The sequence below is a fragment of the Frondihabitans sucicola genome, assembly GCF_030296615.1.
GTDB lineage: Bacteria > Actinomycetota > Actinomycetes > Actinomycetales > Microbacteriaceae > Frondihabitans > Frondihabitans sucicola.
On sequence record NZ_AP027732.1, the window covers coordinates 636,005 to 662,181 of the forward strand.

Here is a 26,177-nt window from a genome sequence, read left to right on the forward strand (position 1 = left end):
CTGAGGAGGACGCGGCCGACGAGGTCGTGCCGGAGACGTAGAAGTGGTGCGGTCGTGCGGACACGCAGCGACTAGTCCCGCGGCCGACGACCGGCCCGAGCGGCCCGAGCGGCCCGACGCCTCTCGCGCCAGGACGGCGGCTGCTCCGCGGCGAGTTCGGCGGCCGCGGTTCGGGCTTCTGCGCGGTGGCGGGCGCGGCGATCCTGCCATCGCTGCACTTCGACGTCGAGGTCGCGCGTCGGCGTGACGACGGGAGGGCCTCCCGTCAGTTGACGGCGTGCTTCCACGATGCGGGAGTTGAAGTCGGCCACCGTCGCACGCACCGACGCCTCGGTCGCCATCGTGTCGAGGAGGTCGTCGAGCCGCTCGTTCTCGGTTCGGAGCGACAGGGCCGGGGGAGCGACGCCCGACAGGCCCTCGCGTTCGATCTTGGCTTTGATCCACCAGTCGGGGTCGTGGGTGCCGCCGGTGAGGCCGGGCAGCGGTTTTCCGGCACCCGGGAGATTGTCGAAGTCGCCGCGCGCGATGGCGATGTCGAGCTGCGTCTTCGCGATGGAACGGAGTTCGTCGGCCGTGGGGGCGCGCTTCTGCTCGTCGGCGGGGAGTTCGCGTTCGACCCGGTAGCGAGCGGCGGCGAGTGACGGGTCGCGGCGGGCGGTCTCGCGAGCGACCTCGTCGCGGTGCACAGGAGCCGGGCGGCGCGGATCACTGCGCCCCTGCTCGTCGGGCGCGTGGTGGCGGTCGCTCTCGGCCATGCCTCAACGCTACGCCGCGGCGCCGGTGGCCGGGGTGCGCGAGGCCACGCCGAACGATCTACGCGAACAACGAGGGCTGCACGGCCTCGGCCTTCTCCAGGCCGAGCAGATATTCTTTGCGCTCGATTCCGCCGCCGAAGCCGGTCAGGGCGCCGTTGGCTCCGATGACGCGGTGACACGGAACGATGATGCTGAGCGGGTTGCGGCCGTTCGCGAGGCCGACGGCGCGGACGGCCTTGGGGTTGCCGAGACGCGCGGCGATGTCGCCGTAGGTGAAGGTCTCCCCGTAAGGGATGGTGCGGAGCTGCTGCCAGACGGCGAGCTGGAACTCGGTGCCGACCGGGGCCAGCTCGAGATCGAAGGTCTCGCGGGTTCCGGCGAAGTACTCGCCGAGCTGGGCGACGACGGCTCCGAACACGCGAGCCTCGTCGGTGCCCGACAGCCGCTCGCCGAAGGTCTCGGTGCTCGGTGCGTGCCGGTGCTCGACCATGTAGAGGGCGCGGAGTGCGGAGGTCTCGTCGTCGGCGACGAGGGTGAGTTCGCCGATGGGCGAGTCGATGACGGTGTAGCTCATGAGGGGGCTCCTTCGAGGACGGGCAGAGCAGGATCGGGGAGGGTCGGCAGGACGACGTCGCCCTCGGGAATCGAATTCACGGCGTGCGGGCTGGCGGCCCAGAGGTATTGCACGGCGTAGGCGCGCCACGGCGACCACGCCTGGGAGGCCCGCTCGAGAGCGGGCGCGCCGCGGGGAGGCCGAGCGATGCGGCCGCCTTCAGCACGCCGAGGTCGCTGCCGACGAACGCGTCGGGATCGCCGAGGGCTCGCATGGCGATGGTCTCGACGGTCCACGGGCCGATGCCGGGCAGGGCGAGCATGGCGTCGCGCGCAGCCTGCCAGTCGGCGCCGGCGTCGAGCCGGACATCGCCGGACGCCAGCGCGGTCGCCATCGCGAGGAGAGTGCGGCGGCGCGAGGCGGGCATGCGGAGGATCTCGTCGAGACGCGAGTCGACCGACTCGGTGGGCGCGAGAGCGCGTTCGCCCGCGGCGGCCACGATGGCCTCGGCGGTCGGGAACAGGTGCGTGAGCCCGCCGTCGGGATCCACGATCGTCTCGCCGAGGGCGGACACCAGTCGGGCCGCGTGGGTACGGGCGGCCGCCGTCGAGACCTGCTGGCCCAGCACGGCTCGCAGAGCGAACGCGGCAGGATCGAGGATGCGCGGCACCCGACGCCCGGGCGCCGCATCGACGAGGGGGCGCAGGTGGTCGTCACGGCCGAGCGCTTCTCCGATGGCCACGGGATCGGCGTCGAGGTCGAGCAGCCGTCGCACGCGGCTCACGGCCGCAGCGAGGTCGCGCACGTCGGTCAGCCGGAGCGTGACCGGGAACGCGGTGCCGACGGGACGCCGCACCGAGACGATGCCCCAGCCGCGCGGCAGGCGGACCGTCGAGCGATAGGCGCCGTCGCGGAACTCTTCGACGCCGGGCACCCCCGTCGCGACGAGATGGCCGATGAGGTTGGACGGATCGAGCGGCCGGCGGAACGGGAGCCGCAGGGAGATGACGCCGGAGTGCGGCAGCGCGGGAGAGGCTGCACCGGTGACGCCCGACCGCAGTTCGGAGGGCGAGGCGGCGTAGGTGGCGCGGACGACGTCGTTGAACGCGCGGATCGACGAGAAGCCCGCGGCGAAGGCGATGTCGCTCATCGGGAGGTCGGTCGCCTCGATCAACGTGCGGGCGGACTGGGCTCGCTGCGCTTGGGCGAGTGCCTGAGGGCCGGCGCCGAGCTCGTCGCGCAGGAGGCGTTCGACCTGCCGCGTGCTGTAGCCCAGGGTCGCCGCAAGGCTCGGGACGCCGTCGCGATCGACGACACCGTCGGCGATCAGCCGCATCGCCCTGGCCACGGTGTCGGAGCGCACGTTCCACTCGGGCGAGCCGGGGGTCGCGTCGGGCCGGCAGCGTTTACAGGCCCGGAAACCAGCCGCCTGAGCCGAGGCCGCCGACGGATGGAAGACCATGTTCTCGTCTTTCGGCGTGCGCGCCGGGCAACTCGGCCGACAGTAGATGCCGGTCGAGAGGACGGCCGTGTAGAAGAAGCCGTCGAAGCGGGCGTCGCGGCTCTTCACCGCGCCGCGGCAGAGAGTCTCGTCGAGGTGCATGAGTCCATCCTCACACCCGCCCCCGACCTGCACTAGCGAGAATGCGACATCGCAGTGGAGCGCCTCAGGAGTGGGCGAGCAACCAGTCCAGCGCGGCGGGAACGGCCCGCAGGATCGAGATGTGGCCGTCGTCCGGTCGCTCCCAGAACTCCGAGCCGGCGATGCGGTCGTGCAGCCAGAAGCCGTGCGCGGCGGGAACCACGCGGTCGAGGCCGCCCTGCGCGACCAGGACGGGCGACGTGATCGTCGCCGGATCGAATCCCCAGGGGGACACGAACGCGAGATCGTCATCGACGAGGCCGCGGGATCCTGCTGCCCCCGCTGTTCCGGCGTCTGCCCCGAGCGACGCCCAATCGGCTTCGAGGGCGGCGTAGTCGACCGGGACGAAACTCTCGGGGTCGAAGTCGTCGACCTTGGCGAACTCCTCGCGGGCGGCCAGGCCGACGACGGCCGACCTCAGCGCACTCGGAGCCTGCATGCCGGCGAACCAGTCGTACGACTCGGCGTACGGAGCGATTCCGGCGAGGGTGACGACGCCGGTCACGCGACGTGGCAGCAGCCCCGCGCAGGCGAGGGCGTGCGGGCCGCCACCCGAGGCGCCCATCGTGGCGAAGCGGTCGATGCCCAGGGCGTCGACGACGACTTCGACGTCGGAGGCGGCGGAAGCCACGTCACGGCCGGTGTTCGGGGTGGAGCCGCCGTAGCCCGGTCGGCCGTACGAGACGAGCCGGATGCCTCGGGCGGCACACGCGTCGAGCACGGGCGGGAGCAGCGCTCCGGTCTGCGGCGATCCGGTGTGCCAGACCAGCGCGGCACGCTCGTCGGGTACCGAACCGCTGTCGTGCACGCGGAGGATCCTGCCGTCGGCCGCCGCCACGTCGCGTTCGTCGCTCATGTCGGGGAGCGTACCGCGAGGTTTGCCGCCGTGGCCGGGCGGCACCGGTCGTGACCACCTCCCCGCCATCGGCGCAGCCGGACCCGAGGGTGCGCGCCACCGGGATGCACCGCGATGGCCCGGACGGCGCCGGAGCGAGAAGACTGGGCGGATGACACAGCGCCGCGCCCTCATCTCCGGAGCCAGCATCGCGGGCCCCGCCCTCGCGTTCTGGCTCAACCGCTACGGGTGGGAGACCACCGTCGTCGAGCGGGCCGCCGAGGTCCGCACCGGCGGCCAGAACATCGACGTTCGCGGGGCGGCCCGCGAGACGCTGCGCCGCGCGGGGCTCGAGGACGTCGTCCGGGCGGCTACCACCGGGGAGCTCGGAACGCGCTTCGTGCGCGCGGACGGCAGCACCGCTGCTGAGTTCCCCGCCGGCGAGAGCGACACCGAAGGAGCGACCGCGGAGGTCGAGATCCTGCGTGGAGATCTGGCGCAGATCCTGATCGATGCGAGCATGTCCAAGACGGAATATGTTTTCGGCGACGCCATCGCCGGAGTCGAGGAGACCACTGACGGCGTCCGGGTCTCGTTCGAGAAGGGGCAGGATCGCGAGTACGACCTCGTGATCGTCGCGGAGGGCAAGAACTCCACCACTCGGAGCCTTTTGTTCAGAGGCGCCGAGCGCGCCGAGGTGCGGGACCTCGGCATGGAGATGGCCTACCTCACCATTCCGCGAACCGACGGTGACGTCGACTGGTGGCGCTGGTACAGCGCACCGGGCGGGCGCGGGGTCACACTGCGACCGGATCGGCACGGCACCACGCGGGCTGTCCTGAGCCGGATGACGCACGGCCGCGCCAGTGGGTTCGACCGCCGTGACGCAGCCGGTCAGAAGTCTGCGCTGCGCGAGCAGTTCGGCGACGCGGGCTGGGAGGCGACCCGCGTCCTGGACGCGCTCGACGGAGCCGATGTCTACTTCGAATCCCTGGGTCAGGTGCACGCGCCGACCTGGTCGACCGGCCGCGTGGCGCTCACGGGCGATGCCGCGTGGTGCGCCTCGCCGGTGAGCGGTATGGGCACGAGCCTGTCGCTGGTCGGCGCGTACGTCCTCGCCGGCGAGCTGTCCGCGCACGTCGACCACCGCGACGCCTTCCGCGGCTACGAGCGGATCCTGCGACCCTACGTCGAGCAAGCGCAGGATCCGCCGCCGGGCACGCCCCGCCTGGCGAACCCGTCGACTCGCGCCGGCATCGCAGCCCTGCACGGTCTGCTCCGCGCCGCATCGACGAAGGCCGTGGCGCCGCTCCGCAGCCGCATGTTCCGGCCCCCGGCGGAGAAGATCGAGCTGCCCGACTACGGACACCTGGAAGCTCGCGTCTGAGCCATGCCGTCCGTGCTCACCCGACGCGTCGAGACGGTCGACGCTCGAACGACCGCAGGATCGCTGACGTTCGACGGGGTCGTCGCCGACTGGCCGGACGTGGTGCGCGCGGCCCTGCACGAGCTGCCGTTGCTCACCACGACGAGTCTGGACGATGAGCAGGCGTTCATCGTGTTCAGGCGGAGGTTCGCCGCGAGCAGTGGGATCCAGCTCGACTTCGCGGTCGGACCGACGGGCAGCCGCCTGAACGCGCGATCGCAGAGCTCGTCGGGCCTCCACGTCGGAGTGGCAGCGGCGGCCTCGGCGGCAACCTGGATTCACGCGCCCGGTCCTCGGCTCGTCGGCACCCTCCTCGACGCGATCGCCACCGCAGCGGCTCGCTGAGTCGGACGAGGGCGCACAAACCAGGTCTCCCGCCGAGAACGGTCCGCGGGAGGCGCGCCCCCACGGCCTCGACCCGACGATGCGCGGGGATCTACAACACGACTCGCCCGGTCCGCGGACGCCGTTGCCGACTCGTACAACGCGTGTGGCACTGCGGCCCGGGCTGCCTAGGCTGGCTGGCGGCCAGCAAGTGACAGACGAAGGAGTCCCGCCGATGAGCGACGAGAGCGCAGCCACCACCGTTACCCGCACGAAGACCGTGAGCTGGAGCGATCCTGCCGTCTCCGCTGCGGCCGCGAAGACCATGGCCGGTCTCGACTTCCTGCACGCGCTCGTCGACGGGACGCTGCCGCCACCTCCGATCCTGGCGCTCATGAACCTGGAGGCCGTCGGGGCGACGACCGGCGAGGTGACCTTCCGGTGCACGCCCGACGAGTCCCACTACAACCCGATCGGCACGGTCCACGGCGGTTTCGTCTGCACCGTGCTCGACTCGGTGCTCGGATGCGCCGTGCAGAGCACGCTTCCGGCCGGCACGGGCTACACCTCGCTCGAGATCAAGGTGAACTACCTGCGACCGCTGTCCGCCGACAGCGGCGAACTGACGGCGATCGGGCGGGTCACCAAACCCGGCCGCCGGGCAGCGTTCGCGGAGGGCGAGGTGCGCGACGCCGCGGGGCGCCTGATCGCGACGGCGTCGAGCACGCTGCTGGTGTTCGCCGTCTGACGCGTCCCGCTGCGCCGCCGGTCTGCCGGCCCTCTTCCCCCGTCCCGTCCTGCCCCACCCTGCCGCGTCCTGCCCCGCCCCGTCCTGCCCCGCCCCGTCCCGCCCTGCCCCACCCCGCCCTGCCCTGCCCGCCCCGCGCCGCGCCGCCGGAAATCGAAGGGGATTTCCGCCGATCGACCCCACCCAGGCGGCAGGATCGCCCATCCGCCGAAAATCCCCTTCGATTTGTGGCGGCGGCACGGCGAACCCCGCGTCGCTGGCAGGATGAACCCGTGCCAGAAGCGACCCGCGCCCGCCTCCTCGTCGTCGACGTCAGCGACCGGGAGCGCGCGGATCCCGCCTACGGGGCGGAGCTCCGCGAGCTCAGCGCCAACATCCGCAGCGCTGCCGGGCAGGCCGGATTCGACGTGGTCCGCGTCGCGTCCGACACCGGAGAGTTGGCCGAGGCGAGCCAGGGAGCCGACGTGATCCTGCTCACCGGCGGCGAAGACGTCGATCCTGCGCTCTATGGCGGCGATGCCGACTATCCGGGGCGCGAGGAGGTCTTCCCCGAGGCCGACCTGCCGCAGGCCGCACTGGTTCGTGAAGCCGTCTCGACCGGCATTCCGCTGATCGGCATCTGTCGCGGCATGCAGCTGGTGAACGTCGCGCTCGGGGGCGATCTGGTGCAGCACCTCCACGACGGCGGCCACGTGAGCGCTGAGCCCGGCATGGTGACGCACGGCGTCGCGGTCGATCCCGGCAGCCGACTCGCGGCGGCGTTGGGCGCGACGACGCTCGACGTGCAGAGCGCGCACCACCAGGCCGTGGGCAGACCGGGAGAGGGCCTACGGATCGTCGCCCGCGCCGACGACGGCACCCCCGAGGCGATCGAGCACGCGTCCGCACCGCTCTGGGCGGTGCAGTGGCATCCCGAAGACGCAGGATCGAGCGGGAGCGTCCTCTCCGATCTGCTCGCCGCCGCGCGCGACGCCCTCCGTTCGTGACCGGCTGAGCGCCACTCCACAGAATCGACGCCGACCCGCATCAGGGCGCGGATCGACGTCGACTCAGGGGATCGTCGGGGTCAGAGAGTGACGCTCTCCCCGAGCTGCAGCGTGGTCAGGCCGACGCCCGTGAGGTTCTTCAAGAACTGCTCGGTCGAACCCTTGCCGGCGTCGCTGAGCATCAGGTCGTGGATCTGCACGGCAGCGGCCGGCTTGACGGCGCGGACGTAGTCGACGGCGCCGCGCATGCTGACCCACGGACCGCTCGTCGGCAGCAGCAGCGTCTCGACGGCCACACCGGGCTCGAGGTAGGCGTCGCCGGGGTGGAACACGTCGTCGACGAGGAACCCGACGTTCTCGTCGACGGGCACGTCGGGGTGGATGACGGCGTGCTCCTCGCCGAAGACGGCGACGTCGAAGCCGGCGGCCGCGAACGTGTCGCCGGCAGCGACCGTGACGACGCGGCCGTCGTGCGAGCCGAGTCCGGCGGCGACGGAGCCCGGCGCGTACACCGTGAGGGCGGGCTGAGCGTCGAGCGCGGCGTCGAGGATTCCGGCGTCGAAGTGGTCGGGGTGGGCGTGCGTGATGAGCACGGCCGTCGCGTCGGCGACGAGGTCTGCGGCGTTGGGCGTGTACGCGCCCGGGTCGATGACGAGGGAGCCTTCGCCCTTCGACAGGACGACGGTGGCGTGCGTGTGCTTCGTGAGTTCCATGCCGCCAACTATACAGTTGGCCTGTATAATTTTCGCCATGGAACCCAGCGGCGACTTCGAGCTCGACACGGCCGATCGACTCCGGCGATCCGTCGGCGACCTCGTCCGCGCGGTCCGCGACGTGACCGACGCGGCCCCCGACAACCAGATCGAGACGCTCGGCTACCTCATGCGAGGCGGCCCGCAGAGCATCGCGGCCCTGGCGAGGCAGCGGCGCATCCGTCACCAGAGCATGAGCGCCACGGTGGCCGAGCTCGCCTCGCGCGGGCTGGTCGAACGGTCGGCCGATCCGAGCGACGCGCGCGGGGTCTTGATCGCCTTGACGGAGGCAGGATCCCGCGTGGTCACCGAGTCGCGCGAGATGCGGGCGACTCTCCTCCTGGGCGTCGCCGAGATCGCGCTCGACGAGGCCGACCTCGCGCTGCTCGCGCGGGTTCCGACGCTGCTCGACCGACTGACTGCGGCCCTCGAAGCCGCTGTACCCGCCGAAGACCCCGGGTCCTAGTCCGCCCCTCGCCCCTCCCGAAATCGAAGGGGATTTTTGCTGCTGCCCCTCCCGATGCCACCTCTCGCACTCGCGAGGGCAGAATCCCCTTCGATTTCGGGCGGCGGCGCAGGCGGGGGTGCGGGCGGCAGGGTGCAGGGGGCAGACGGAGGGAGGGAGGGGGCAGGGCTGCTAGCGACGCAGCAGCGGGCCGTGGCCCGGCAGCAGGGTCCGGTCAGCCCACTCCCGCGCGAGCTCGCCGGCCGCCGCGAGCGCCGCCGCACGATCGTGGTGGAACATCGGGTGGAGCGCCTGCGGCCCGGTGGCGCGGGAGACCGCGTGTCCGGTGACGAGAGCGTCTCCGGAGGCGACGGCCCGCTCGTCGACCAGCTCGTAGGCCGTGTGACCGGGCGTGTGGCCCGGGGTGGTGCGGGCCCGCACGCGGTGCCCGCTCAACTCGAACGACGCCCCGTCGGCGAGCCCGGTCGGGTTCGCGACCGCGACGTCCTGCAGGCCACCCGCCTGGATGGCGTGCCGCAGCCAGCGGGCGAAGCGCGGCTTGACGAGGTGCGGCAGGACCGCGCCGGCGGTCACCTGGTAGGTGACGTCTCGCCGCACGTTGGCCAGCTCGTCGTCACCGGTCAGGACGATCGCCCCGGGGTACTCGGCGAGCAGAGGGTTGATGCCGCCGGTGTGATCGGAGTGCCCGTGCGTGACCGCGATGGCCGCGAGCGGGGCGTCGCCCGCGGCCTCGCGCACGCTCGAGCGGACGAGGTCGATGTCGTTCGGATAGCCGGCGTCGATCAGGCTGGCGGTGCCGTCTCCCGACAGGACGATCCAGTTGGATGCGGGCCCCTCGACGAAGTGGACGCCCTCGGCGACACGCTCGATCGAGCGGACGCGGTGTGCGGGCACAGCGGTCTCCTCGGCAGTGGATGGTTCGGTCGCCCAAGCGTAGTTCGAGGCACCGCTGCCGAGGGGGCGCCGCGCTACGCCGTCTTCGTCGCGGTCTCGAACAGGAAGCGCTGAGCGAAACCGGCGAGCAGCGCCCCGACGATCGGGAACACGATGAAGACCCAGAGCTGGCCCAGCCAGTCGCCGCCTCCGTAGATGGCCGTGGCGATCGAACGGGCCGGGTTGACCGAGGCATTGTCGATCGGGATGGCGATCATCAGCAGCAGGGTGAGTGTGAAGCCGATCGCGATCGGGGCGAAGCCGACGTGGGCGCGAGCGTGGGTGACCCCCAGGATGACGAACAGGAAGATCGCCGTGACGATGATCTCGATCACGATGGCCGAGGCCAGGTTGAAGCCTCCGGGGAGTGCGTGCCGTAGCCGTTGGAGGCGAACCCGCCGTCGACCGCGTCGCGGTGGAACTTCGTGCCGGAGCCGAGCGAGAGCAGGAACACCACCGTCGAACCCACGATGCCTCCGACGAGCTGGGCCACGATGTAGCCGGGGACGTCTTTCCAGGCGAACCGTCCGGCCGCCGCGAGCCCGAGCGTCACGGCGGGGTTGAAGTGGCCACCCGAGATCGGCCCGAAGGCGTAGGCGCCGATCATGACGGTGAGCCCGAGGGCGAACGCCACCCCGAAGAACCCGACGCCGAAGGTGTTGGCGGTTCCGGCGGAGGGGAACTTCGCGGAGAAGATCGCCGTGGCCACGAGGCCGAAGACGAGGAGGAAGGTGCCCATCGCCTCGGCGGTGAGCCGGCCGAGGGTGGTGGGGACCGCGGGTTCTGGTGCGTCGGGATAGGACATGGCTCTCCTTCGAAGTGATGGTTGCTCACATGCCTAGCGCACTGCGCCCCCGGTCGCGCGACCCACGCCCGATCTGTTACGTACTGGTAACTCATGTGACGCCGGGAGTCCAGGCGCCGCCCGACCCCGGCGCCGCGACGGGCGGGTCGCGGCGCCGCGGGGTCGGCCGGTTCACCTCGAGGGACAGGCCGCCGGATCAGGCGGCCACGTCGACCGGCTGACGCAGGGGCGCGAGCGCAGCCGACCATGCCACGACCTGGTCGAGGGCGGCGTCCAGCTGCGACAGCTGATACGGGGCGGGCGCCAGCCGGGAGAAGTTCTCGAAGTCCGTCATGAGCGAGAGGGCGACCTGATTGCGCACCGTCGCCATCTCGAGCTCCGAGGCGACCAGGCGCAGGTGCTCGACGGCGCGCGCCCCACCGGCACCGCCGTAGCTGACGAACGCGGCCGCCTTGTTGTTCCACTCGGTGTAGACGTAGTCGAGCGCGTTCTTGAGGACGCCGGACGTCGAGTGGTTGTACTCCGGCGTGACGAACACGAACCCGTCGAACTCGGCGACCTTGTTGGTCCAGGCGACGGCGTGGTCCGCGTCGAAGGTGCTGCGTGCGGGCGAACCCTCCTCGTCGTAGTGCGGTAGCGGGAAGTCCCGGAGGTCGACGAGCTCGAACTCGGCGTCGTCGCGCTGCACGGCGCGGTCGTACACCCAGTCGGCCACCGCCTTGCCGTTGCGTCCGGGGCGGGTGCTTCCGATGATGATTCCGATCTTGGTCACTGCGGTGCTCCTTCTGAGCGGTCTGGGCGCCTCTTCCCCGACGGGGAACAATCGGCGCCGGATTCGGTTACCGTCAGTGCGTAACGCGTGACGACGGCGAATAATCCCGGATTCCGATACGCACTAATAAGTGCCCCACGCACTCGAAAGGACGTGACGCGCAATGCCGCAGGAAAGCCTCCGGCCACCGCAGTGGCCCGACGACCGAGTCTGCTCCGCCGACCAGAAGGGGCTCGTCCGCGAGATGCTGACCCGAATCGGCGACAAGTGGACCACCCTCGTGATCACGACGCTCGCGCGCGGCCCGCTGCGCTTCTCGGCGCTGCTCGGTGAGATCAACGGGCTGTCGCACCGGATGCTCACGGTCACGCTCCGAGCGCTCGAGCGCGACGGGCTCGTCACGCGGACCGTCTACGCGGAGGTCCCGCCACGCGTCGAGTACACCCTGACCGACCTCGGCGTGACCCTCATCGCACCGCTCGGAACCATCGTCGACTGGGTCGAGGGACACCAGGGACAGGTGGCCGCGAGCCGGGCGGAGTTCGACGCGTAGGTTGCCCGGCGCCGAGCGGCAGGCGGCAGCCGGCAGCCGGCAGCGGGCAGCGGGCAGGGCAGTTAGACCCAGGCGGCCGCAGCGACCGAGACGACCTCGCGGATCTTCGCCCACTGCTCGTCGACGGTGAGGTCGTTGCCGTCCTCGGTCGACGCGAAGCCGCACTGCGGGCTCAGCGCGAGCTGGTCGCGCGGCGCGAACTCGGCGGCCTCGTCGATCCGGCGCTGGATGTCGGACGGGTCTTCGAGGGCACCCGTCTTCGTCGTCACCAGCCCCAGGACGACGACCTTGTCGCCGACCGGCAGGAACCGGAGCGGTTCGAACCCGCCGGCGCGATCGGAGTCGTACTCGAGGAAGTAGCCGTCGTAGTCGCAGACCGCCAGGAGCTGTTCGGCGATCGGCTCGTAGCCGCCCGACGAGATCCAGGTCGAGCGGAAGTTGCCGCGGCACACGTGCGTCGTGATCGTCAGGTCGCCTGGCCGCCCGGCGAGCGACGCGTTGATCAGGGCCGCGTACGCCTCGGCGAGCCCATCCGTGTCGGTGCCGCGCTCGCGTGCGCCGGCCAGCTCGTCGCGCGAGCAGAGGTACGCCCAGGCGGTGTCGTCGAACTGCAGGTACCGGCAGCCCGCGTCGTAAAACGCCGCGATGGCAGCGCGATAGGCCGCGGCCAGATCGTCGAAGAGCGCGTCGCGCGAGGTGTAGACAGCAGGATCGACGGCATCGCGCCCGAGACGGAAGTGCAGCACCGACGGGGCCGGGATGGTCATCTTGGGCGTTGCGGCCGTCTCGGAGGACGCGACGGCCAAGGCCAGCTTGCGGAAGTGCTCGAGCATCGGGTGATCGGCCGGGAACGAGATCGGCCCCGTCACGCGGATGCCGTGGGGTTTCGTCTCGACGCCGGTGAACTGGATGCCGTGCTCCTGCTCGACGATCTCGACCCCGTTCAGCATGCCGAAGAAGTCGAAGTGCCACCAGCCGCGCCGGAACTCGCCGTCGGTCGCGACCTCGAGCCCGGCCGCGCGCTGTTCGGCGACGAGCGCGGCGATCTCGTCGTCTTCGATCGCCGTGAGCTCGGCCGCCGTGATCACACCCGCGTCGCGGTCGAGCCGTGCTTGCTTGATGGTGGCCGGACGGAGAAAACTGCCGACGATGTCGGCCCGGAACGGGGAGTCGAAGTCACCCCTGTACCTTATGGCGCGCTCTGGGGCGTGTCCCTAGTCTTGTCGGGTGACGCGCACCCCTCGACGACCGGCCGATCCCGATCCCGATCCCGACGCCGAAGACGGCGGAGCATCCTCGACACGGGAGCACAGGGGAAGCCCTCAAGGAGCGCATCTACGTCACGTTCACGAGCCTGGCGCTGGTCCTGACGCTCAACACCCACGCCGGCGAGAACACCGCCGGTGCGGCCGCGCTCACCCTGCTGATCGGCGTCGTGGGCACCCTGCTGGCCGTGTTCCTGGCCGACTTCCTCAGCCACCTCACCGTGCACGCGCGCGTGACGACGGGGCCGGAGCTGCGACACATGGTGAGGGTCAGCATCGGCTCGATCGGCGTGATCCTGCTGCCCATGGTGTTCCTCGGGTTGGCCGCCCTGCAGGTCTGGACGGTCCCGGTCGCGCTTCGCGCCTCGGTTGGCGTGCTGCTCGGAACGCTGGTCGTCGTCGGCTATCTCGCCGTGCGCCGCATCTCGCTCCCCGCCTGGCAGAAGCTCTGCGTGCTCCTCGGAGAGGTCGTGATCGGCAGTGCCGTCATCGCGCTCGAGACCCTGGCGCACCACTGAGGGACCTCACGGGCCCCACCGAGCAGCTCGGTCTCGAGTGCGCCTGGCTCGCCTTCGAGACGAACGAATCGGCATCGCAGGACGCGGTGGCGGGGATGAAAGCGCTCCGGGTTCGCGGCTGGAACGTCTCGACGACCTGTTCGAGCGACGTCCGTGGGACGTCGTCCGGCCGCGGGCCGCACCTGACAACTGCCCGTGCATGTCGCCGCCTGCGAGCCGACCCGGGCGAGTCGACCTACCGTTCACCGAACACAGTCGCGCACGGCCGAACGGCGAGCGCGTCCCCGGCAGACCGAGAGAACGAGGCCGATCATGGCAGGCAGTCCGACAGGCGTCGACGCCGAAGAGCCCGCGGGCAGCGACACCCACGACCGGGGCAACGCACCGGCCAGCACGCACGCGGCCTTCGGGGCGGGTCGCCCGCGGCTCATCTTCAAGGTGGGTGAGAACTGGGACGGCACGCCACCACGCGAGTTCGACCTGCTGATCGGCACGACCCGAATCGGCTCCGCCGACGACATGGACCTGCAACTCGCCGGTCTCGAGCCGTTCCACGCCGAGATCGAGCACACCGATGACGACGAGTACGTCCTGGCGCACGTCGTCGCGGACTCGGAGCAGAACGGGCCGCTCCTGGACTCCGCGGGGCTCGCGGACGAGGGCATCCTGCGCACCGGGTCGCCGGTCGAACTCGGCGACTGGTCGATGTCGTACTACCGCGAGGAGAACGCCGATCACGGACGCCCCGGCGGCGGACGCGCGGGTGGCGAGGGCGCGCACCAGCCGGCGCAGGCGAGCTAGCTCGGCTGCTCGTCCCAGAAGGAGCAGGGCCGCCGCGTTCCATTCACGCGGCGAGCGCCCTGATCCCGTTGCCGCGTGCGGGGTCACGCGACGCCCCTGGCCGACGGCTGGTGAGTCCGCCAGTGTTCCTCGCGGCAAGACTAACCGCGCTCGTTCGGCAAAACAATCCGATCGGCCCGTTTTGTCTCACCCAGAACTGGGGGCAGGATCGCGGCAACCCGCGTCAGGGCGCGACGAGAGTCAGCAGGGCGGTCGCGTCGGCGAGCCGTTCCGGTCGGACGAGCCCGGGGAGCAGCAGGCTCCACAGGTCGGAGACGCGCTCGAAGAGATCGGCGCGATCGTGGAGGGTGTCGGAGACGAGCTGCACGCCGGTGTACGCGGGGATGATGAAGCCGGCGACCCGGACGGGATCGACGTCGTCGCGGAAGTCGCCCTGCTCGATGGCCAGGCCGATGAGCGTTACGAACGTGTCCATCCAGTCGCGGTACGGATCTTTGGCGGACAGCTCGGACGCGGTCCCGTCGGTGGTCAGCCGGATCCCGGCGCTCACCACGACCTCGGTGGTGAGCTGGCGGGCCAGGCCCGCGCTCATGCGGATCATTCCCTCGAGCGCGCTTCGTGCCTCGGTCAGCGCGTGCTCGGCGTAGCTCCGCGAGATCCGGTGCTGTTCTTCGATGACGGCGTTCGCCAGTGCGTCCTTGGCCTTGAAGTGGAAGTAGAGGGCACCGCGAGTCACATTCGCCTGTTCGGCGATGAGGTCGAGCGACGCGTTCGCGTAGCCCCGCTCGTCGAACACCACGGCAGCGCCCTGGACGATCGAGGCCCTCGTGACGACGGCTCGCTCCTGAGTCGGCACGGAGCCCCTTCCCAAAGGCGCGGCGCCCGTCGCCGCTCGCTTCCTCGGTCAGTGTAGCGACGACCCTGCGTCGGCACCGGTGCCGACGGCACACCCTGGGTTTCCCACGCCGAACCCGGGCGCGGTCTCGATCGGTGACCGAAACCAGGGGTCGTGCGAGCGCGTCAGCCGTGCCACGGTGGAGGGCATGACCTGGCACGTCGAACACGTCACGCGAACGATCCGAGCGACGCCCGAGGCGGTCGCGCTGGTGGCCGGAGATCCTGCGCAGCTGCCGAGGTGGGCGGCGGGGCTGAGCAGCGGCATCCGCCGAGAGGGCGAGCACTGGATCACCGACTCGCCGATGGGGGCGGTCGAGGTCCGGTTCACGGGCCCGGTGGAGGCGGGGATCCTCGACCACGACGTGATCCTGCCGGACGGCACCACCGTGCGGAACCCCTTCCGCGTGTTGAGCAACGACGACGGCAGCGAGGTCGTCTTCTCGGTGTTCCAGCGCGACGGGATGAGCGACGACGAGTTCGCGGCCGACGTCCGAGCCGTGGGCGACGACCTCGCGCGGCTGGCGGGCCTCGTCGAGTCGTAGCCCGATCTGCAAGGCTGGGGGCACCATGACGACCAGCCCTCCCGCAGCCCGCCCCCTGTTCGACGCGATCCTGTTCGACTGCGACGGTGTCCTCGTCGACTCCGAGCCGATCACGAACGGCGTGCTGCGCGACATGCTGATCGAGCTCGGCTGGCAGATCAGCGCCCGGGAGTGCGTCGACCGCTTCATCGGAAAGGCGATCAAAGACGAGCTCGGGGTCATCGCGTCCCACACGGGTGTCACCGTGGGCGACGAGTGGATCGCCGAGTTCCGCGAGCGTCGCAACGTCGCCCTGGCCGACCGACTGGTCGCCGTCGACGGAGCGCCGGACGTCGTGCGCGAGATCGCCGGGGTCTACGGCGATCGGATCGCCGTCGCCTCGGGCGCCGACCTCCACAAGGTGCACCTGCAGCTGGAGAAGGTCGGCCTGATCGAGTTCTTCGAGGGCCGGACCTTCAGCGGCATGGACACCGCCCGGAGCAAGCCGGCGCCCGACGTCTACCTTCTCGCGGCCTCGAGCCTCGGCGTCGCGCCGGACCGCTGCGTCGTCGTCGAGGACACGCCGACGGGGGTGCGCGCGGGCGTGGCGGCGGGCGCGACCGTCGTCGGCTACGCGGCCGGGCTCGACGCCAAGGCGGCCGAGACCCTCACCGCCGCGGGAGCCGCGACGGTCATCGGCGACCTGCGCGACCTGCCCGAGTTCGCGATCGAACCCGCCGTGCCGGTCGCACCTCGCGAGACCGCCTAGTCTCGCCGGGAGGCCCCGGCAGCACGGCTCAGGCCTGCGCCAGGGCGACCATCTTCTCGACGGTGCTCACGAGCCGGTCGGCGAGCTCTTCGCGGGACGAGACGGAGGGGCCGTGCATCAACACCATGAAGGCGCTCATGACCAGCGCCACCGCCAGGTGCGACGTGTCTTCGCCGATCCGCGCCGCGACCGCGGACTGGATCTGCTCGCGGATCTCCGACATCCAGGCGTGCATGGTGGGCACGAGCTCGGGTCGGAGATCGATGAGCTGCTTCATCTGGGCCCGGTCGGGCGGGAGATCGATCGTCTCGGCGACGACGCGGCACAGGTCGGCGACGATGCCGGCATCCCCTGGCGCGCGTGGAAGTTCTCGAGCACGTCGGCGCGGACCACGGGCGGGGTGAGCCCCACCGCGGCGGCGGCCTTCGACGAGAAGTAGTTGAAGAAGGTGCGCGTCGAGACGTCGGCGGTGGCGCAGATCTCCTCGACCGTGACGCCGGCGAGACCTCGTTCGAGCACGAGCTCCATCGCGGTCGTGTGGAGCAGCTGTCTGGTCCGCTGCTTCTTCCGCTCGCGGAGGGTCTCGGTATCGGCCGGAGCAGCGGTGTCCGGTGCTGTGGTTGTCACGGGTGTCTCCCGAGGTCGACGTGATCCTGCGCGGCCCGCCGGCTCGTTGCCGGCGGGCCGCGCAGGCGGCATTACTGCCGCTGGGTGGGGGTGGTGGTGGCGCCGGCGGGTGACCCGGCGCCGGGGACGGCAGGCGCCGGTTCGGCCGGGAGGCCGGCTTCTTCGCCCGTGTTCGCCTGCTCCTGCAGGGCCGAGTGCTGGCGCAGCGGCGGCACCTTGAAGAACAGCGACAGGATGAAGGCGAGCAGGACCACGCCGAGGCCGACCCAGTAGATGCTCACGGCGGAGGCGTTGAAGCCGCTCATGAACGGCCTGGTCAGTCGGGCGTCGGCACCGTTCAGGAACGACGTGTCGCTCGTGCTGCTGGCCGACGAGGAGTTGCCCGACGAGGTCCCCTTGTCGAGCTGCTTCACGAGGGTCGGGACCACCTTGCCGACGTAGTACTCGCGCTGCGAGGCGTCCGACCAGTTGACGGCCAGGGCGCCGTTCACTACGGAGGCGTGCGCCTGCGAGGCCGCTGTCGTGAGCGCGGCGGCCTCCGCGGCCGGCTTGGCGGTGGCGACCTGCTGCGCGATCACGGTCGCCTGTGCCGAGGCGGGAAGGGTTCCCGCGGCGACCTGCTGCGCGACGGCGGCGGTCACCTGCTTCGTCACGGCCGCGTCGGCGGCCTGCTTCGCGGCGGTGGTCCCCTTGTCGAGACCCGACTGCACCTGGCTCTTGATCGGCTTCACGATCGGGTTCCAGATCTGCTTCATGACGCCCGCGTTCTTGCTCGCGGTCGCCACCTGCGGGGTGACTGCCGCGTCGAGGGCGCTGGTCAGGTCGTGCTTGTCGGCCATCGCGTGCACGATGTTCGTCGGCATCAGCGAGAACAGGACCGAGAGCAGGACCGCGGTTCCCAGCGTTCCGCCGATCTGACGGAAGAACGTGGACGACGACGTCGCCACGCCCATGTCGCGCGGAGAGACGGAGTTCTGCGAGGCGAGGGTGATCGTCTGCATCAGCTGGCCGAGGCCGAGGCCGATGAAGAACATGCCGATCATCAGGAACCAGAGCGGCCGGTCGATCGTCATGAAGGTCAGGACGAGGAAGCCGATCGCGGTGAACGCCGTCCCGATGATCGGGAAGATGCGGTAGCGGCCGGTCCGGGAGACGATCTGCCCGGAGACGATCGAGGCGATCATCAGCCCACCGATCATCGGCAGCGTCGCGAAGCCGGACTCGGTCGGCGTGAGACCGGTGACGATCTGCAGGTAGAGCGGGATGGTCAGCATGGCGCCGAACATGGCGAATCCGACGAGGAAGCCGAGGAGCGTGGCCATCGAGAAGGTGCCGGAACGGAACAGCTTCAGCGGGATGATCGCGTCGTCTTTCATGCGGGTCTCGGCGACGAGGAACGACACCAGACCGGCGAGACCGATCGCGTAGCAGGCGATGGCGAGGCCGGAACCCCATCCCCAGGTGCGGCCCTGCTCGGCCACGAGGAGAAGCGGGGCCAGGGTGACGACCACGGAGGTGGCACCCCACCAGTCGATGCGCGGCGATCGCTTCTCGCCGACCTTCGGAAGGTGCAGGAACGCCAGGACCATGAGGAGGGCGGCGATGCCGATCGGCACGTTGACGAGGAAGACCCAGCGCCAGCCGCTGATGAACAGGATCTGGTGCGCGCCGGAGAAGAGACCGCCGATCAGCGGGCCGATGACGCTCGAGATGCCGAAGACGGCGAGGAAGTAGCCCTGGTACTTGGCTCGCTCCCGCGGGGCGAGGATGTCGCCCATGATCGCCAGAGGCAGCGACATGAGCGCACCGGCGCCGATGCCCTGAATGGCGCGGAATCCGGCCAGCATGAGCATGGACGTCGAGAAGGACGACAGCAGCGAGCCCGCGATGAAGACGACGATGCCGAAGATGTAGAGCGGCCGGCGACCGAAGAGGTCGGAGAGCTTGCCGTAGATCGGGGTGGCGATGGTCGACGTGATCAGGTAGGCCGTGGTGACCCAGGCCTGCTGGTCGAGACCGTGGAGGTCGTCGCCGATGGTGCGGATGGCGGTTCCGACGACGGTCTGGTCGAGAGCGGAGAGGAACATCCCGGCCATGAGGCCGTAGATGACGAGGAGGATCTGGCGGTGGCTCATGATCGGCCGCCGCGCACCGCCCTCGGCGTTGTCGGCCGGGCGGCCGGAGTGCACCGCAGTGGGCGCTGTGGCAGTGGACATGCGTATTCTTTCGTGGGTGGTTCGGCTGGGGGCTGTCGGCAGGATCGCGATCGTATCGCGGTTCGGTGCAGCAACAGGGGTTATTGCAGGGTTGCAACTTTACACGACTCGCATTTGTGCACGCAACGCAATTCTTTCTCGATCCTGGCTTCGCTGCATCCGCGAATTCGAGCACACGCACCACTGATTCGGTGGAAGTGAGCGGCACTCGCATCGATATCGCTTGTCGACCGTGGCCGCAGGAACGATAATCGTCGAGTGACGACTCCCGCACGGACAGCGCCCATTCCGCTCGACGACACGTCCAAGGCGATCATCGAGCAGCTGCAGGAGGACGGCCGACGCTCCTACACCGACATCGCGAAGGCCGTCGGGCTGAGCGAGGCCGCGGTGCGCCAACGGGTGCAGCGGCTCACCGAGTCGGGCATCATGCAGATCGTCGCGGTCACCGATCCGTTGCAGCTCGGTTTCTACCGCCAGGCCATGATCGGCATCCGCGCGACCGGCGACACCCGGATCGTCGCCGATGCCCTCGCGACGCTCCCCGGCGTCGACTACGTCGTGCTCACGGCGGGCACCTTCGACCTGCTCGTCGAGGTCGTGTGCGAGAACGATGACGATCTCCTCGAACTGCTCAACGACCAGATCCGGACCCTCGCGGGCGTCGCGTCGACCGAGACCTTCGTCTACCTCAAGTTGCACAAGCAGCTCTACAACTGGGGCACCCGGTAGCACCGACCGCCGACCTGGCCCGACCTATCCGTCGTCGACGGCGGCCCGCGGCGCTCGCCGGGTGATGAAACCGTTCACCAGCGCCGCGAGCAGCCCCACCGCGAAGATGATCGTGCCGAAGCACAGCACCTGCGGCGGCAGTCCGACCTTCGCGGCGCCGTAGACGAAGAGCGGGAAGGTGACCGACGGCCCGGCGACGAAGCTCGTGATCACGTAGTCGTCGATCGACATCGCGAGCGACAGCATCCCGCCGGCGATGATTCCCGGCAGCAGGAGAGGCAGCGTGATCGTCCGGAACGCGACGAAGGGCGGCGCCCCGAGATCTCCGGCCGCTTCCTCGAGGGCGGTGCCGACGCCGGAGAGCCTGGCGCGCAGGACGACCACGACGTAGGCGAGGTTGAACGCGACGTGGACGAGCAGGATCGTCAGGAACCCGGTCGACACGCTGGCCGACAGGAAGAACGACAGCGATGCCGCGCCCACGACGATCGACGGTGCGGCGATGTCGGCGTAGACCGTGGCGTTCAGCGGCCCGCGCAGCAGGAACCGGTAGCGCTCCAGCGCCAACGCCAGCGGCACCCCGAGGACGATCGAGATGACCGCCGAGAGCAGCGCGATCTCGACCGAGGTGACGAACGCCTGCGTCAGGCCCGACACCTGGCCGAGGTTGATGTACCAGTAGGGCGTGAAGCCGCTCCAGTGGAAGCTGATCCGCCCGGTCGGCACGTCGTTGAAGCTGTAGACGACCATGAAGGCGATGGGGACCAGGGTGATGCCCGTCACGATCCAGTAGACGAGGGGCAGGATCGGCCGGCGCCGGCGCCGGGGCTCGACCATCTCGGGATCCTGCGACCGGGTCTCTCGGGGGCGCTCGACTGTGGTGGTCATACGAGGTTCTCGACGTTCTCGGTGCCCGCGATCCGCGCGTAGACGAACAGGATGATCCCGAGCACGACCATCAGGACGGTCGAGAGCGCAGCGGCGACGTTGTACTGCTGGTTGGTGAGATAGGCGTCCTGGATTGCCTGGCCGATCGTGTACGTGTTCGTGCCACCGAGCAGCGAGGCGTCGACGGGATCGCCGACGGTGTCGATGAAGACGAGCAGGACGCCCGCGAAGACGCCGGAGCGCGACAGCGGCAAGACCACCCGACGGAACACCGAACGCGGCTCGGAGTAGAGGTCGCCGGCCGCCTCGAGGAAGCGCGAGTCGATCTTCTCGAGGGCGACGTAGATCGGGAGGACCATGAACGCGAGGTCGTTGTACGCGTCGCCGCCGATGACCGCTGCCGGGGTGCCCAGGATGTGGAAGCCCTTCGAGGCGAGGTGGATCTCGCGCAGGAAGGTGAGCACCGGCCCCTGGTCGGCCAGGATGAACGCCCACATGTCGATCCGGATCACGAACGACACGAGAAAGCTGAGCAGCACGAGGAAGAGCAGTGTGTTGCGCCACCGGGGCGAGACGCGGAAGGCCAGGAAGTACGCCATCGGGTAGCCGAGCAGGATCGTGATGAGCGTCGCCGCACCCCGTAGATCAGTGACCGGACGAAGAACGTGAGGTAGGGCACGGCCGGGTCGACGAACAGGTTCGAGTACACGCTCCAGTTCCAGGTGAGCGAGTAGCCCTTCTCGGGGTTGCCGGACATCAGCGACACGATCAGCCCGGACACCAGGGGGATGACGAACAGGACCAGCAGCCAGGCACCGCCCGCAAGGCTCAGCAGGTAGGGCGCAGCGCGGCGGGAGCGGCGGCCCGCTCTGCCCGGGCCAGGACCCCGGGATCCTGCCGTCCCGATCGCGGCGGTGCTCAGGTCGGGAGCCGTGGCCGTCATGACTGGATGATGGGGTTGAACACGGTGTTCCACTCCTCGTACTCGTCGTAGTTCTCGTAGACGTAGAACTCGTTCGAGGCCGCCTCGACCTCGGCGCTGGGGAAGATCAGCGGGCTCTTCGCGACCGTCGCGTCGTCGAGCGCACCCGCGATGTAGGCCTGAGCGGTGGGGACGGGGCAGACGTAGTTCACCCAGTCCTCGACCAGCCCCGCGATCTTCGGCGTGTAGTAGAAGTTCATCCACTCGAGGGCGTCGACCGGGTGCGCCGCCTGCCTCGGGATCATCATGTTGTCGTGCCAGATCATCTGGCCCTCTTTCGGCGTGACGAACTTGATGTGCGGGAACCCCGACTGCTGCGCCTGGAACACGTCTCCCGACCAGGCCTGCGAGATCCAGGTGTCACCGTTCTCGAGCTTGTCGATGTAGCTCTGGTCGTAGTAGCCGGAGACGTTCGGGCGCTGCTTCTTCAACCAGGCGGCGGCCTTCCGCCAGTCGGCCGGTGACGAGTCGGCCGGCTTCACGCCGGTGGCCAGGAGCGCCGCGCTGCCGAGCTCCGTGTTGTCGCTCATCATGCCGACGTGACCCGCGAAGGCCGGATCCGCGAGGTCCTCGAACGAGGTGATCTCGCGATCGATGAGCTTCGTGTTGTAGGCGATGCCCGTGAAGCCCGTCTGCCAGACGACGCTGTGCTTGTTGCCGGGGTCGTAGTTCGGGCTCGTGACGTTCGCGGCGGCGTACTTCGCGAAGTTCGGCAGTCTGGAGTGGTCGAGTTCGGCGACGAAGCCGTTCTGGATCATCTCGGTCAGCTCCCACCCGTTCGTCATCACGACGATGTCGTAGCCGGTGGATCCGTGGGCGCGCAGGAGCGGTGACACCGTGGCGTAGAAAGTCGCATTGTCTTGGATCACCGCCTGGTAGTCGACCTTGATGCCGGTCGCCTTCTCGAACAGCGCCAGGGACTTCGACTTCCCGTGGGTCTGGTCGATGTAGAGCGGCCAGTTCGCGAAATCGAGTGTGCCGGTCTTCTTCTGACCCGCCCAGTACTTCGACCAGTCGACCTTCGTCGCGGCCTGCTGCGCGATCGAGCCCTCGATGCCGCAGGCGCTCAGGAACGCGGACAGCGACACGGCGCCTGCCCCGGCGAGCCCCGCCCGGAGGACGGCCCGCCGCGAGAAGCGGGTCTCGTGCGCGCGGCTCACGCGGCGTCGGGCTCGGCGTCGGGAAGCGGGAACGCGTGGTCGGCCGACCAGCCGACCTCGACCTCGTCGCCCTCGCGGGCGCGCGACGAGTCGTGGACGTTCTGCGCGTAGACGATCAGCGAGTCTCCGGCGGACGTCTGGACGAGGTACTCGCTGCTGGCACCGAAGTAGGTCGCGGTGACGACCCTGGCCGCAACCCGCTCGCCGGTCGGTACGTCGTCGCCGCCGACCCGGTGCAGGTGCAGCTTCTCGGGACGGATGCCCCGGCGGGAGGTCTCGCCCGGCGCCTTCGGCAGGAGGTTGCAGGTGCCGAGGAAGTCGGCGACGAACCGGGTGGCCGGGCGGTCGTAGACGCGATCCGGCGAGCCGATGTCTTCGCAGTGCCCGGCGCGCATCACCGCGAGGCGGTCGGCCATGGCCATCGCCTCGGACTGGTCGTGCGTGACGTAGAGGAACGTGATGCCGACCTCTCGCTGGATCCGCTTGAGCTCGACCTGCATCGTCTTGCGGATGCGCGCGTCGAGAGCGCCCATGGGCTCGTCGAGCAGGAGCACCTTCGGCTCGTTCACGAGAGCCCTGGCCAGGGCGACGCGCTGCTGCTGTCCGCCGGAGAGGGCCGCCGGAGTGCGCTTGTCGAAACCGCGCAGACCGACCATCTCGAGGTAGCGCCCGACGCGGGATCGGGTCGTCGAGCGGTCCGCCCTGTGTCGTCGCAGCCCGTACGCGACGTTGTCGAACACGCTCAGGTGGGGGAACAGGGCGTAGGACTGGAAGACGGTGTTGACGTCGCGACGATACGGCGGGAGTCCGGTGACGTCTCGGCCGGCCAGCTCGATGCGCCCCTGGCTCGGCGTCTCGAACCCGCCCACCATGCGCAGCGTCGTCGTCTTGCCGCAACCGGACGGGCCGAGCAGCGCGAAGAACTCCCCTGAGCGAGTTCGAGGTCGATGTTCGACACGGCGATCGCGTCGCCGAACCGGCGTCCGACGCCGTCGAGGCGGACGGCCGGCACGGCGAGATCCATCCCGGACTCGGGCGCCCCCGCGCGGATGGTGCTGGTCTCGGAAGCCACTGTCATCTGTCTCGCCTCGGGTCGACTGGAACGCGGAAGGAGGAGGAGCCGGCGCCCCGGCCGATGCTGTCGCCCGGGGTGGGCACGATCCTATACTGGCGCGGACGACTGTTTCAATCGCCTTAGGCGGTCTGATCGACGCAATCCACCGTCTCATTCAGTTTCCACTACGTTTTCAGCAGCAATCAAGGCAGCACCCCACGAAAGCGCGTCCGCGCCGAGAGGAGCCCCGTGGCTCAGCAACCGACCGTCTTCGAGCGCCGTCCCGCCGAGGCGAGGCTCGTCGACGAGGCCCTGGCCTCGACCCGGCACTCGGTCTTCTGGCTCGAGGACGTCGGCGACGAGACCCGCTACCCGCACCTGTCCGCCGGACTCGAGGCCGACCTCGTGGTCGTCGGGGGCGGCTACTGCGGGCTCTGGACGGCGATCCGGGCGAAGCAGCGCGACCCAGGATCCCGGGTGGTCCTGCTCGAGGGGAGACCGTCGGCTGGGCCGCGTCCGGCCGCAACGGAGGCTTCTGTGAAGCGAGCCTCACCCACGGCGAGGGCAACGGCGAGGCGCGGTGGCCGGACGAGCTGCCCGTCCTCGATCGTCTCGGCCTCGAGAATCTCGACGCCATCGAAGACGCCGTCGCGGAGCTGTCGCTCGACTGCCAGTTCGAGCGGAACGGCTCCTCGACGTCGCCGTCGAAGAGCACCAGATCGCGTGGCTGAAGGAGGGCGACGGCGAGTTCCTCGACCAGGAGGCGATGCGCGCCGAGGTCGACAGCCCGACGTACCTCGCGGGATCCTGGAATCGCCGCTCGTCGGCCCTGGTCCACCCGGCCCGGCTGGCGAAAGAGCTGGCCCGCGCGGCGACCGACCTCGGGGTGGAGATCTTCGAGCACTCGAAGGTGACCGGGCTCGACGAGTCGGGTTCCCGGATCGACGTCGCCACCGCGCGCGCCACCGTCCGGGCGTCGCGCGTCGCCCTGGCGACCAACGTGTTCCCGTCGCTGCTCAAGCGCGACCGACTGATGACGGTTCCCGTCTACGACTACGTGCTGATGACCGAGCCGCTCACCGCCGACCAGCTCGCTTCGATCGGCTGGTCGCACCGACAGGGCATCGGCGACCTCGCCAACCAGTTCCACTATTACCGCCTCACGCGCGACAACCGCGTTCTCTGGGGCGGCTACGACGCCGTGTACCACTTCGGGCGACGGGTCAGACCCTCGTACGAGCAGCGCGACGAGACCTTCCGGCGCCTGGCCGGGCATTTCCTGACGACGTTTCCGCAGCTCGCCGGCATCCGGTTCAGCCACCGGTGGGCGGGGGCCATCGACACGTCCACCCAGTTCTGCGCGTTCTTCGGCCTGACGCACGGCGGCCGGGTCGCGTCGGCCGCCGGCTTCACCGGCCTCGGCGTCGCCTCGACCCACTTCGCCGCGGAGGTCATGCTCGACCGCCTCGAAGGGGCGACGACCGAGCGCACGACGCTCGAGATGGTCCGGAAGCGCCCCCTCCCCTTCCCGCCGGAGCCGCTGGCGTTCCTCGGCGTCCAGGCCACGCGCTGGTCCCTCGACCGCGCCGACCACGACGGCGGGCGGCGCAACCTCCTGCTGCGCTCGCTCGACGCCGTCGGATTGGGCTTCGACTCGTAGACGGCCGCGGGTCGCCGTCTGATGCCCCCGTCTGACGTCGCCTCGGGAATCACGGTCTGGTAGCGACTCAGGGGCTCGTGGCCCGGCAACGCCTCGGGCGCGCGGCTCAGGCGCGCTCGGCGTCCCAGGCGAGGCCGGCGTCGTCGATCCTGGCCATGTAGAGCTCAGCCCAGTCGCGCAACGCCGCCAGCGGCTCGCGAAGGGAGGCCCCGAGCTCGGTCAGCGCGTAATGGACGCGGGGAGGAGGTCGACTCCACCCGCCTCGCGACGAGCGAATCGCGTTCGAGGCTCCTCAGCGTCTGTGCCAGCATCTTCTGCGAGATCCCCGGCATTCGGCGCTTCAGGTCGGCGAAGCGCGTCTCATCAGGGAACTCGTCGCCGAGCACCTTGATCGCCATCGAGGTCCACTTGCCGCCGAGCCGGTCGAGGAGGAGGCGCGTCGGGCACTTCGGATCGAACAGGTCGCCGCGGCCGCGGCCGGAGGGGGCGGTCACCCCGGGGTGACCAGGTGCCGATGACGTGCCGTCTTCCATGGCC

30 protein-coding genes and 2 pseudogenes are annotated in these 26,177 nt (G+C 70.1%); 12 read left to right on the forward strand and 20 right to left on the reverse strand.

What is annotated here, in order from left to right; all coding sequences use genetic code 11:
- Nucleotides 1-71 precede the first annotated feature (71 nt).
- The 4 genes from QUE79_RS03310 to QUE79_RS03325 form a co-directional block, all read right to left on the reverse strand.
- Nucleotides 72-755, reverse strand: coding sequence for a DnaJ family domain-containing protein (locus tag QUE79_RS03310; RefSeq protein ID WP_286345418.1), 684 nt, complete (start codon nucleotides 753-755; stop codon nucleotides 72-74).
- 58 nt (nucleotides 756-813) lie between these two features.
- The gene (locus QUE79_RS03315) at nucleotides 814-1,329 is read right to left on the reverse strand and encodes a methylated-DNA--[protein]-cysteine S-methyltransferase (protein WP_286345419.1); all 516 of its coding nucleotides are present in this window, start codon (nucleotides 1,327-1,329) and stop codon (nucleotides 814-816) included.
- 76 nt (nucleotides 1,330-1,405) lie between these two features.
- On the reverse strand, nucleotides 1,406-2,911 hold the full coding sequence (locus QUE79_RS03320) for an AlkA N-terminal domain-containing protein (RefSeq protein WP_350271625.1): 1,506 nt from the start codon (nucleotides 2,909-2,911) through the stop codon (nucleotides 1,406-1,408).
- 64 nt (nucleotides 2,912-2,975) lie between these two features.
- Nucleotides 2,976-3,806, reverse strand: a complete 831-nt coding sequence (locus tag QUE79_RS03325; RefSeq protein WP_286345420.1) for an alpha/beta fold hydrolase — start codon at nucleotides 3,804-3,806, stop codon at nucleotides 2,976-2,978.
- 151 nt (nucleotides 3,807-3,957) lie between these two features.
- Between QUE79_RS03325 and QUE79_RS03330 the strand changes: the two genes are divergently transcribed.
- The 4 genes from QUE79_RS03330 to QUE79_RS03345 all read left to right on the forward strand — a co-directional run bounded on the left by QUE79_RS03330 (nucleotide 3,958) and on the right by QUE79_RS03345 (nucleotide 7,269).
- A complete protein-coding gene (locus QUE79_RS03330; RefSeq protein WP_286345421.1) occupies nucleotides 3,958-5,172 on the forward strand; it encodes an FAD-dependent monooxygenase in 1,215 nt (404 codons plus the stop codon).
- 3 nt (nucleotides 5,173-5,175) lie between these two features.
- Nucleotides 5,176-5,556 carry a hypothetical protein gene (locus QUE79_RS03335; RefSeq protein WP_286345422.1) on the forward strand — a complete coding sequence of 127 codons (381 nt, stop codon included), beginning with the start codon at nucleotides 5,176-5,178 and terminating at the stop codon, nucleotides 5,554-5,556.
- A 214-nt stretch (nucleotides 5,557-5,770) separates the two neighbouring features.
- Entirely contained in the window at nucleotides 5,771-6,283 is a 513-nt protein-coding gene (locus tag QUE79_RS03340) for a PaaI family thioesterase (protein ID WP_286345423.1), read from the forward strand.
- 272 nt (nucleotides 6,284-6,555) lie between these two features.
- Complete coding sequence (locus QUE79_RS03345; protein ID WP_286345424.1) at nucleotides 6,556-7,269, forward strand: gamma-glutamyl-gamma-aminobutyrate hydrolase family protein; 714 nt, start codon at nucleotides 6,556-6,558, stop codon at nucleotides 7,267-7,269.
- Nucleotides 7,270-7,349: 80 nt separating this feature from the next.
- Here the strand turns inward: QUE79_RS03345 and QUE79_RS03350 are convergent, their stop codons facing one another.
- Nucleotides 7,350-7,982 (reverse strand): MBL fold metallo-hydrolase, encoded by a 633-nt coding sequence (locus QUE79_RS03350; RefSeq protein WP_286345425.1) that lies wholly within the window; start codon nucleotides 7,980-7,982, stop codon nucleotides 7,350-7,352.
- A gap of 37 nt (nucleotides 7,983-8,019) precedes the next feature.
- On the opposite strand from QUE79_RS03350, the gene QUE79_RS03355 reads away from it, so the two are divergent.
- Nucleotides 8,020-8,487, forward strand: coding sequence for a MarR family winged helix-turn-helix transcriptional regulator (locus tag QUE79_RS03355; protein ID WP_286345426.1), 468 nt, complete (start codon nucleotides 8,020-8,022; stop codon nucleotides 8,485-8,487).
- Nucleotides 8,488-8,658: 171 nt separating this feature from the next.
- Here QUE79_RS03355 and QUE79_RS03360 read toward each other — a convergent pair whose 3' ends face one another.
- From QUE79_RS03360 to QUE79_RS03370, 4 genes are all read right to left on the reverse strand, one after another.
- Nucleotides 8,659-9,381 (reverse strand): MBL fold metallo-hydrolase, encoded by a 723-nt coding sequence (locus QUE79_RS03360; protein WP_286345427.1) that lies wholly within the window; start codon nucleotides 9,379-9,381, stop codon nucleotides 8,659-8,661.
- 74 nt (nucleotides 9,382-9,455) lie between these two features.
- Nucleotides 9,456-9,755 carry an aquaporin gene (locus tag QUE79_RS25150; RefSeq protein WP_350271626.1) on the reverse strand — a complete coding sequence of 100 codons (300 nt, stop codon included), beginning with the start codon at nucleotides 9,753-9,755 and terminating at the stop codon, nucleotides 9,456-9,458.
- Nucleotides 9,752-10,225: an aquaporin gene (locus QUE79_RS25155; protein ID WP_350271627.1), complete on the reverse strand. Its 474-nt coding sequence runs from the start codon at nucleotides 10,223-10,225 to the stop codon at nucleotides 9,752-9,754. Before QUE79_RS25155 ends, QUE79_RS25150 begins: the two co-directional genes overlap by 4 nt.
- A gap of 196 nt (nucleotides 10,226-10,421) precedes the next feature.
- Nucleotides 10,422-10,997, reverse strand: coding sequence for an NADPH-dependent FMN reductase (locus QUE79_RS03370; protein WP_286345428.1), 576 nt, complete (start codon nucleotides 10,995-10,997; stop codon nucleotides 10,422-10,424).
- A gap of 163 nt (nucleotides 10,998-11,160) precedes the next feature.
- Here QUE79_RS03370 and QUE79_RS03375 point away from each other — a divergent pair, with 163 nt between their 5' ends.
- Nucleotides 11,161-11,550 (forward strand): winged helix-turn-helix transcriptional regulator, encoded by a 390-nt coding sequence (locus QUE79_RS03375; protein WP_286345429.1) that lies wholly within the window; start codon nucleotides 11,161-11,163, stop codon nucleotides 11,548-11,550.
- A gap of 62 nt (nucleotides 11,551-11,612) precedes the next feature.
- Here QUE79_RS03375 and QUE79_RS03380 read toward each other — a convergent pair whose 3' ends face one another.
- Complete coding sequence (locus tag QUE79_RS03380; RefSeq protein ID WP_286346826.1) at nucleotides 11,613-12,743, reverse strand: 5-methyltetrahydropteroyltriglutamate--homocysteine S-methyltransferase; 1,131 nt, start codon at nucleotides 12,741-12,743, stop codon at nucleotides 11,613-11,615.
- Nucleotides 12,744-12,985: 242 nt separating this feature from the next.
- On the opposite strand from QUE79_RS03380, the gene QUE79_RS03385 reads away from it, so the two are divergent.
- Both QUE79_RS03385 and QUE79_RS03390 read left to right on the forward strand, forming a co-directional pair.
- Complete coding sequence (locus QUE79_RS03385) at nucleotides 12,986-13,333, forward strand: hypothetical protein (RefSeq protein WP_286345430.1); 348 nt, start codon at nucleotides 12,986-12,988, stop codon at nucleotides 13,331-13,333.
- Between the two features lie 312 nt (nucleotides 13,334-13,645).
- Nucleotides 13,646-14,134, forward strand: coding sequence for an FHA domain-containing protein (locus QUE79_RS03390; RefSeq protein ID WP_286345431.1), 489 nt, complete (start codon nucleotides 13,646-13,648; stop codon nucleotides 14,132-14,134).
- 223 nt (nucleotides 14,135-14,357) lie between these two features.
- On the opposite strand, the gene QUE79_RS03395 is transcribed toward QUE79_RS03390, so the two are convergent.
- Entirely contained in the window at nucleotides 14,358-14,990 is a 633-nt protein-coding gene (locus tag QUE79_RS03395; RefSeq protein WP_286345432.1) for a ScbR family autoregulator-binding transcription factor, read from the reverse strand.
- Nucleotides 14,991-15,177: 187 nt separating this feature from the next.
- Here QUE79_RS03395 and QUE79_RS03400 point away from each other — a divergent pair, with 187 nt between their 5' ends.
- On the forward strand, nucleotides 15,178-15,573 hold the full coding sequence (locus QUE79_RS03400; RefSeq protein ID WP_286345433.1) for an SRPBCC family protein: 396 nt from the start codon (nucleotides 15,178-15,180) through the stop codon (nucleotides 15,571-15,573).
- Between the two features lie 25 nt (nucleotides 15,574-15,598).
- Nucleotides 15,599-16,321 carry an HAD family hydrolase gene (locus QUE79_RS03405; protein ID WP_286345434.1) on the forward strand — a complete coding sequence of 241 codons (723 nt, stop codon included), beginning with the start codon at nucleotides 15,599-15,601 and terminating at the stop codon, nucleotides 16,319-16,321.
- Nucleotides 16,322-16,349: 28 nt separating this feature from the next.
- Here QUE79_RS03405 and QUE79_RS03410 read toward each other — a convergent pair whose 3' ends face one another.
- The 3 genes from QUE79_RS03410 to QUE79_RS03420 form a co-directional block, all read right to left on the reverse strand.
- A complete protein-coding gene (locus QUE79_RS03410) occupies nucleotides 16,350-16,598 on the reverse strand; it encodes a hypothetical protein (RefSeq protein ID WP_286345435.1) in 249 nt (82 codons plus the stop codon).
- Entirely contained in the window at nucleotides 16,595-16,948 is a 354-nt protein-coding gene (locus tag QUE79_RS03415; protein WP_286345436.1) for a TetR/AcrR family transcriptional regulator, read from the reverse strand. The genes QUE79_RS03410 and QUE79_RS03415 overlap by 4 nt, the downstream gene beginning before the upstream one ends.
- A gap of 71 nt (nucleotides 16,949-17,019) precedes the next feature.
- Nucleotides 17,020-19,164, reverse strand: a complete 2,145-nt coding sequence (locus tag QUE79_RS03420; RefSeq protein WP_434011029.1) for an MDR family MFS transporter — start codon at nucleotides 19,162-19,164, stop codon at nucleotides 17,020-17,022.
- Nucleotides 19,165-19,422: 258 nt separating this feature from the next.
- On the opposite strand from QUE79_RS03420, the gene QUE79_RS03425 reads away from it, so the two are divergent.
- Nucleotides 19,423-19,896: an Lrp/AsnC family transcriptional regulator gene (locus tag QUE79_RS03425; protein ID WP_286345437.1), complete on the forward strand. Its 474-nt coding sequence runs from the start codon at nucleotides 19,423-19,425 to the stop codon at nucleotides 19,894-19,896.
- Between the two features lie 24 nt (nucleotides 19,897-19,920).
- Here the strand turns inward: QUE79_RS03425 and QUE79_RS03430 are convergent, their stop codons facing one another.
- Genes QUE79_RS03430 through QUE79_RS03450 form a run of 5 tightly spaced genes read right to left on the reverse strand, consistent with a single transcriptional unit; the run spans nucleotide 19,921 to nucleotide 24,155 of the window.
- Complete coding sequence (locus QUE79_RS03430) at nucleotides 19,921-20,784, reverse strand: ABC transporter permease (RefSeq protein WP_286345438.1); 864 nt, start codon at nucleotides 20,782-20,784, stop codon at nucleotides 19,921-19,923.
- Complete coding sequence (locus QUE79_RS03435) at nucleotides 20,781-21,383, reverse strand: ABC transporter permease (RefSeq protein ID WP_286345439.1); 603 nt, start codon at nucleotides 21,381-21,383, stop codon at nucleotides 20,781-20,783. The genes QUE79_RS03430 and QUE79_RS03435 overlap by 4 nt, the downstream gene beginning before the upstream one ends.
- Complete coding sequence (locus tag QUE79_RS03440; protein ID WP_286345440.1) at nucleotides 21,293-21,727, reverse strand: hypothetical protein; 435 nt, start codon at nucleotides 21,725-21,727, stop codon at nucleotides 21,293-21,295. The genes QUE79_RS03435 and QUE79_RS03440 overlap by 91 nt, the downstream gene beginning before the upstream one ends.
- Nucleotides 21,724-22,926, reverse strand: a complete 1,203-nt coding sequence (locus QUE79_RS03445) for a polyamine ABC transporter substrate-binding protein (RefSeq protein WP_286345441.1) — start codon at nucleotides 22,924-22,926, stop codon at nucleotides 21,724-21,726. The genes QUE79_RS03440 and QUE79_RS03445 overlap by 4 nt, the downstream gene beginning before the upstream one ends.
- Nucleotides 22,923-24,155 carry an ABC transporter ATP-binding protein gene (locus QUE79_RS03450; protein WP_350271628.1) on the reverse strand — a complete coding sequence of 411 codons (1,233 nt, stop codon included), beginning with the start codon at nucleotides 24,153-24,155 and terminating at the stop codon, nucleotides 22,923-22,925. The genes QUE79_RS03445 and QUE79_RS03450 overlap by 4 nt, the downstream gene beginning before the upstream one ends.
- Nucleotides 24,156-24,229: 74 nt before the next feature.
- Here QUE79_RS03450 and QUE79_RS03455 point away from each other — a divergent pair.
- A pseudogene (locus tag QUE79_RS03455) lies at nucleotides 24,230-25,640 on the forward strand (NAD(P)/FAD-dependent oxidoreductase).
- Between the two features lie 106 nt (nucleotides 25,641-25,746).
- Here QUE79_RS03455 and QUE79_RS03460 read toward each other — a convergent pair.
- A pseudogene (locus QUE79_RS03460) lies at nucleotides 25,747-26,173 on the reverse strand (winged helix-turn-helix transcriptional regulator).
- Between the last annotated feature and the right edge of the window lie 4 nt (nucleotides 26,174-26,177).

Coding starts and splice junctions, on each gene's coding strand:
- QUE79_RS03340 (WP_286345423.1), top strand. CDS start 5,771: ATGAGCGACGAGAGCGCAGCCACCACCGTTACCCGCACGAAGACCGTG.
- QUE79_RS03405 (WP_286345434.1), top strand. CDS start 15,599: ATGACGACCAGCCCTCCCGCAGCCCGCCCCCTGTTCGACGCGATCCTG.
- QUE79_RS03355 (WP_286345426.1), top strand. CDS start 8,020: ATGGAACCCAGCGGCGACTTCGAGCTCGACACGGCCGATCGACTCCGG.
- QUE79_RS03400 (WP_286345433.1), top strand. CDS start 15,178: ATGACCTGGCACGTCGAACACGTCACGCGAACGATCCGAGCGACGCCC.
- QUE79_RS25155 (WP_350271627.1), bottom strand. CDS start 10,225: ATGTCCTATCCCGACGCACCAGAACCCGCGGTCCCCACCACCCTCGGC.
- QUE79_RS03315 (WP_286345419.1), bottom strand. CDS start 1,329: ATGAGCTACACCGTCATCGACTCGCCCATCGGCGAACTCACCCTCGTC.
- QUE79_RS03420 (WP_434011029.1), bottom strand. CDS start 19,164: ATGTCCACTGCCACAGCGCCCACTGCGGTGCACTCCGGCCGCCCGGCC.
- QUE79_RS03430 (WP_286345438.1), bottom strand. CDS start 20,784: ATGACCACCACAGTCGAGCGCCCCCGAGAGACCCGGTCGCAGGATCCC.
- QUE79_RS03325 (WP_286345420.1), bottom strand. CDS start 3,806: ATGAGCGACGAACGCGACGTGGCGGCGGCCGACGGCAGGATCCTCCGC.
- QUE79_RS03390 (WP_286345431.1), top strand. CDS start 13,646: ATGGCAGGCAGTCCGACAGGCGTCGACGCCGAAGAGCCCGCGGGCAGC.
- QUE79_RS03410 (WP_286345435.1), bottom strand. CDS start 16,598: ATGAAGCAGCTCATCGATCTCCGACCCGAGCTCGTGCCCACCATGCAC.
- QUE79_RS03320 (WP_350271625.1), bottom strand. CDS start 2,911: ATGCACCTCGACGAGACTCTCTGCCGCGGCGCGGTGAAGAGCCGCGAC.
- QUE79_RS03435 (WP_286345439.1), bottom strand. CDS start 21,383: ATGGCGTACTTCCTGGCCTTCCGCGTCTCGCCCCGGTGGCGCAACACA.
- QUE79_RS03375 (WP_286345429.1), top strand. CDS start 11,161: ATGCCGCAGGAAAGCCTCCGGCCACCGCAGTGGCCCGACGACCGAGTC.
- QUE79_RS03330 (WP_286345421.1), top strand. CDS start 3,958: ATGACACAGCGCCGCGCCCTCATCTCCGGAGCCAGCATCGCGGGCCCC.
- QUE79_RS03350 (WP_286345425.1), bottom strand. CDS start 7,982: ATGGAACTCACGAAGCACACGCACGCCACCGTCGTCCTGTCGAAGGGC.
- QUE79_RS03450 (WP_350271628.1), bottom strand. CDS start 24,155: ATGAGACGGTGGATTGCGTCGATCAGACCGCCTAAGGCGATTGAAACA.
- QUE79_RS03335 (WP_286345422.1), top strand. CDS start 5,176: ATGCCGTCCGTGCTCACCCGACGCGTCGAGACGGTCGACGCTCGAACG.
- QUE79_RS03440 (WP_286345440.1), bottom strand. CDS start 21,727: ATGACGGCCACGGCTCCCGACCTGAGCACCGCCGCGATCGGGACGGCA.
- QUE79_RS03310 (WP_286345418.1), bottom strand. CDS start 755: ATGGCCGAGAGCGACCGCCACCACGCGCCCGACGAGCAGGGGCGCAGT.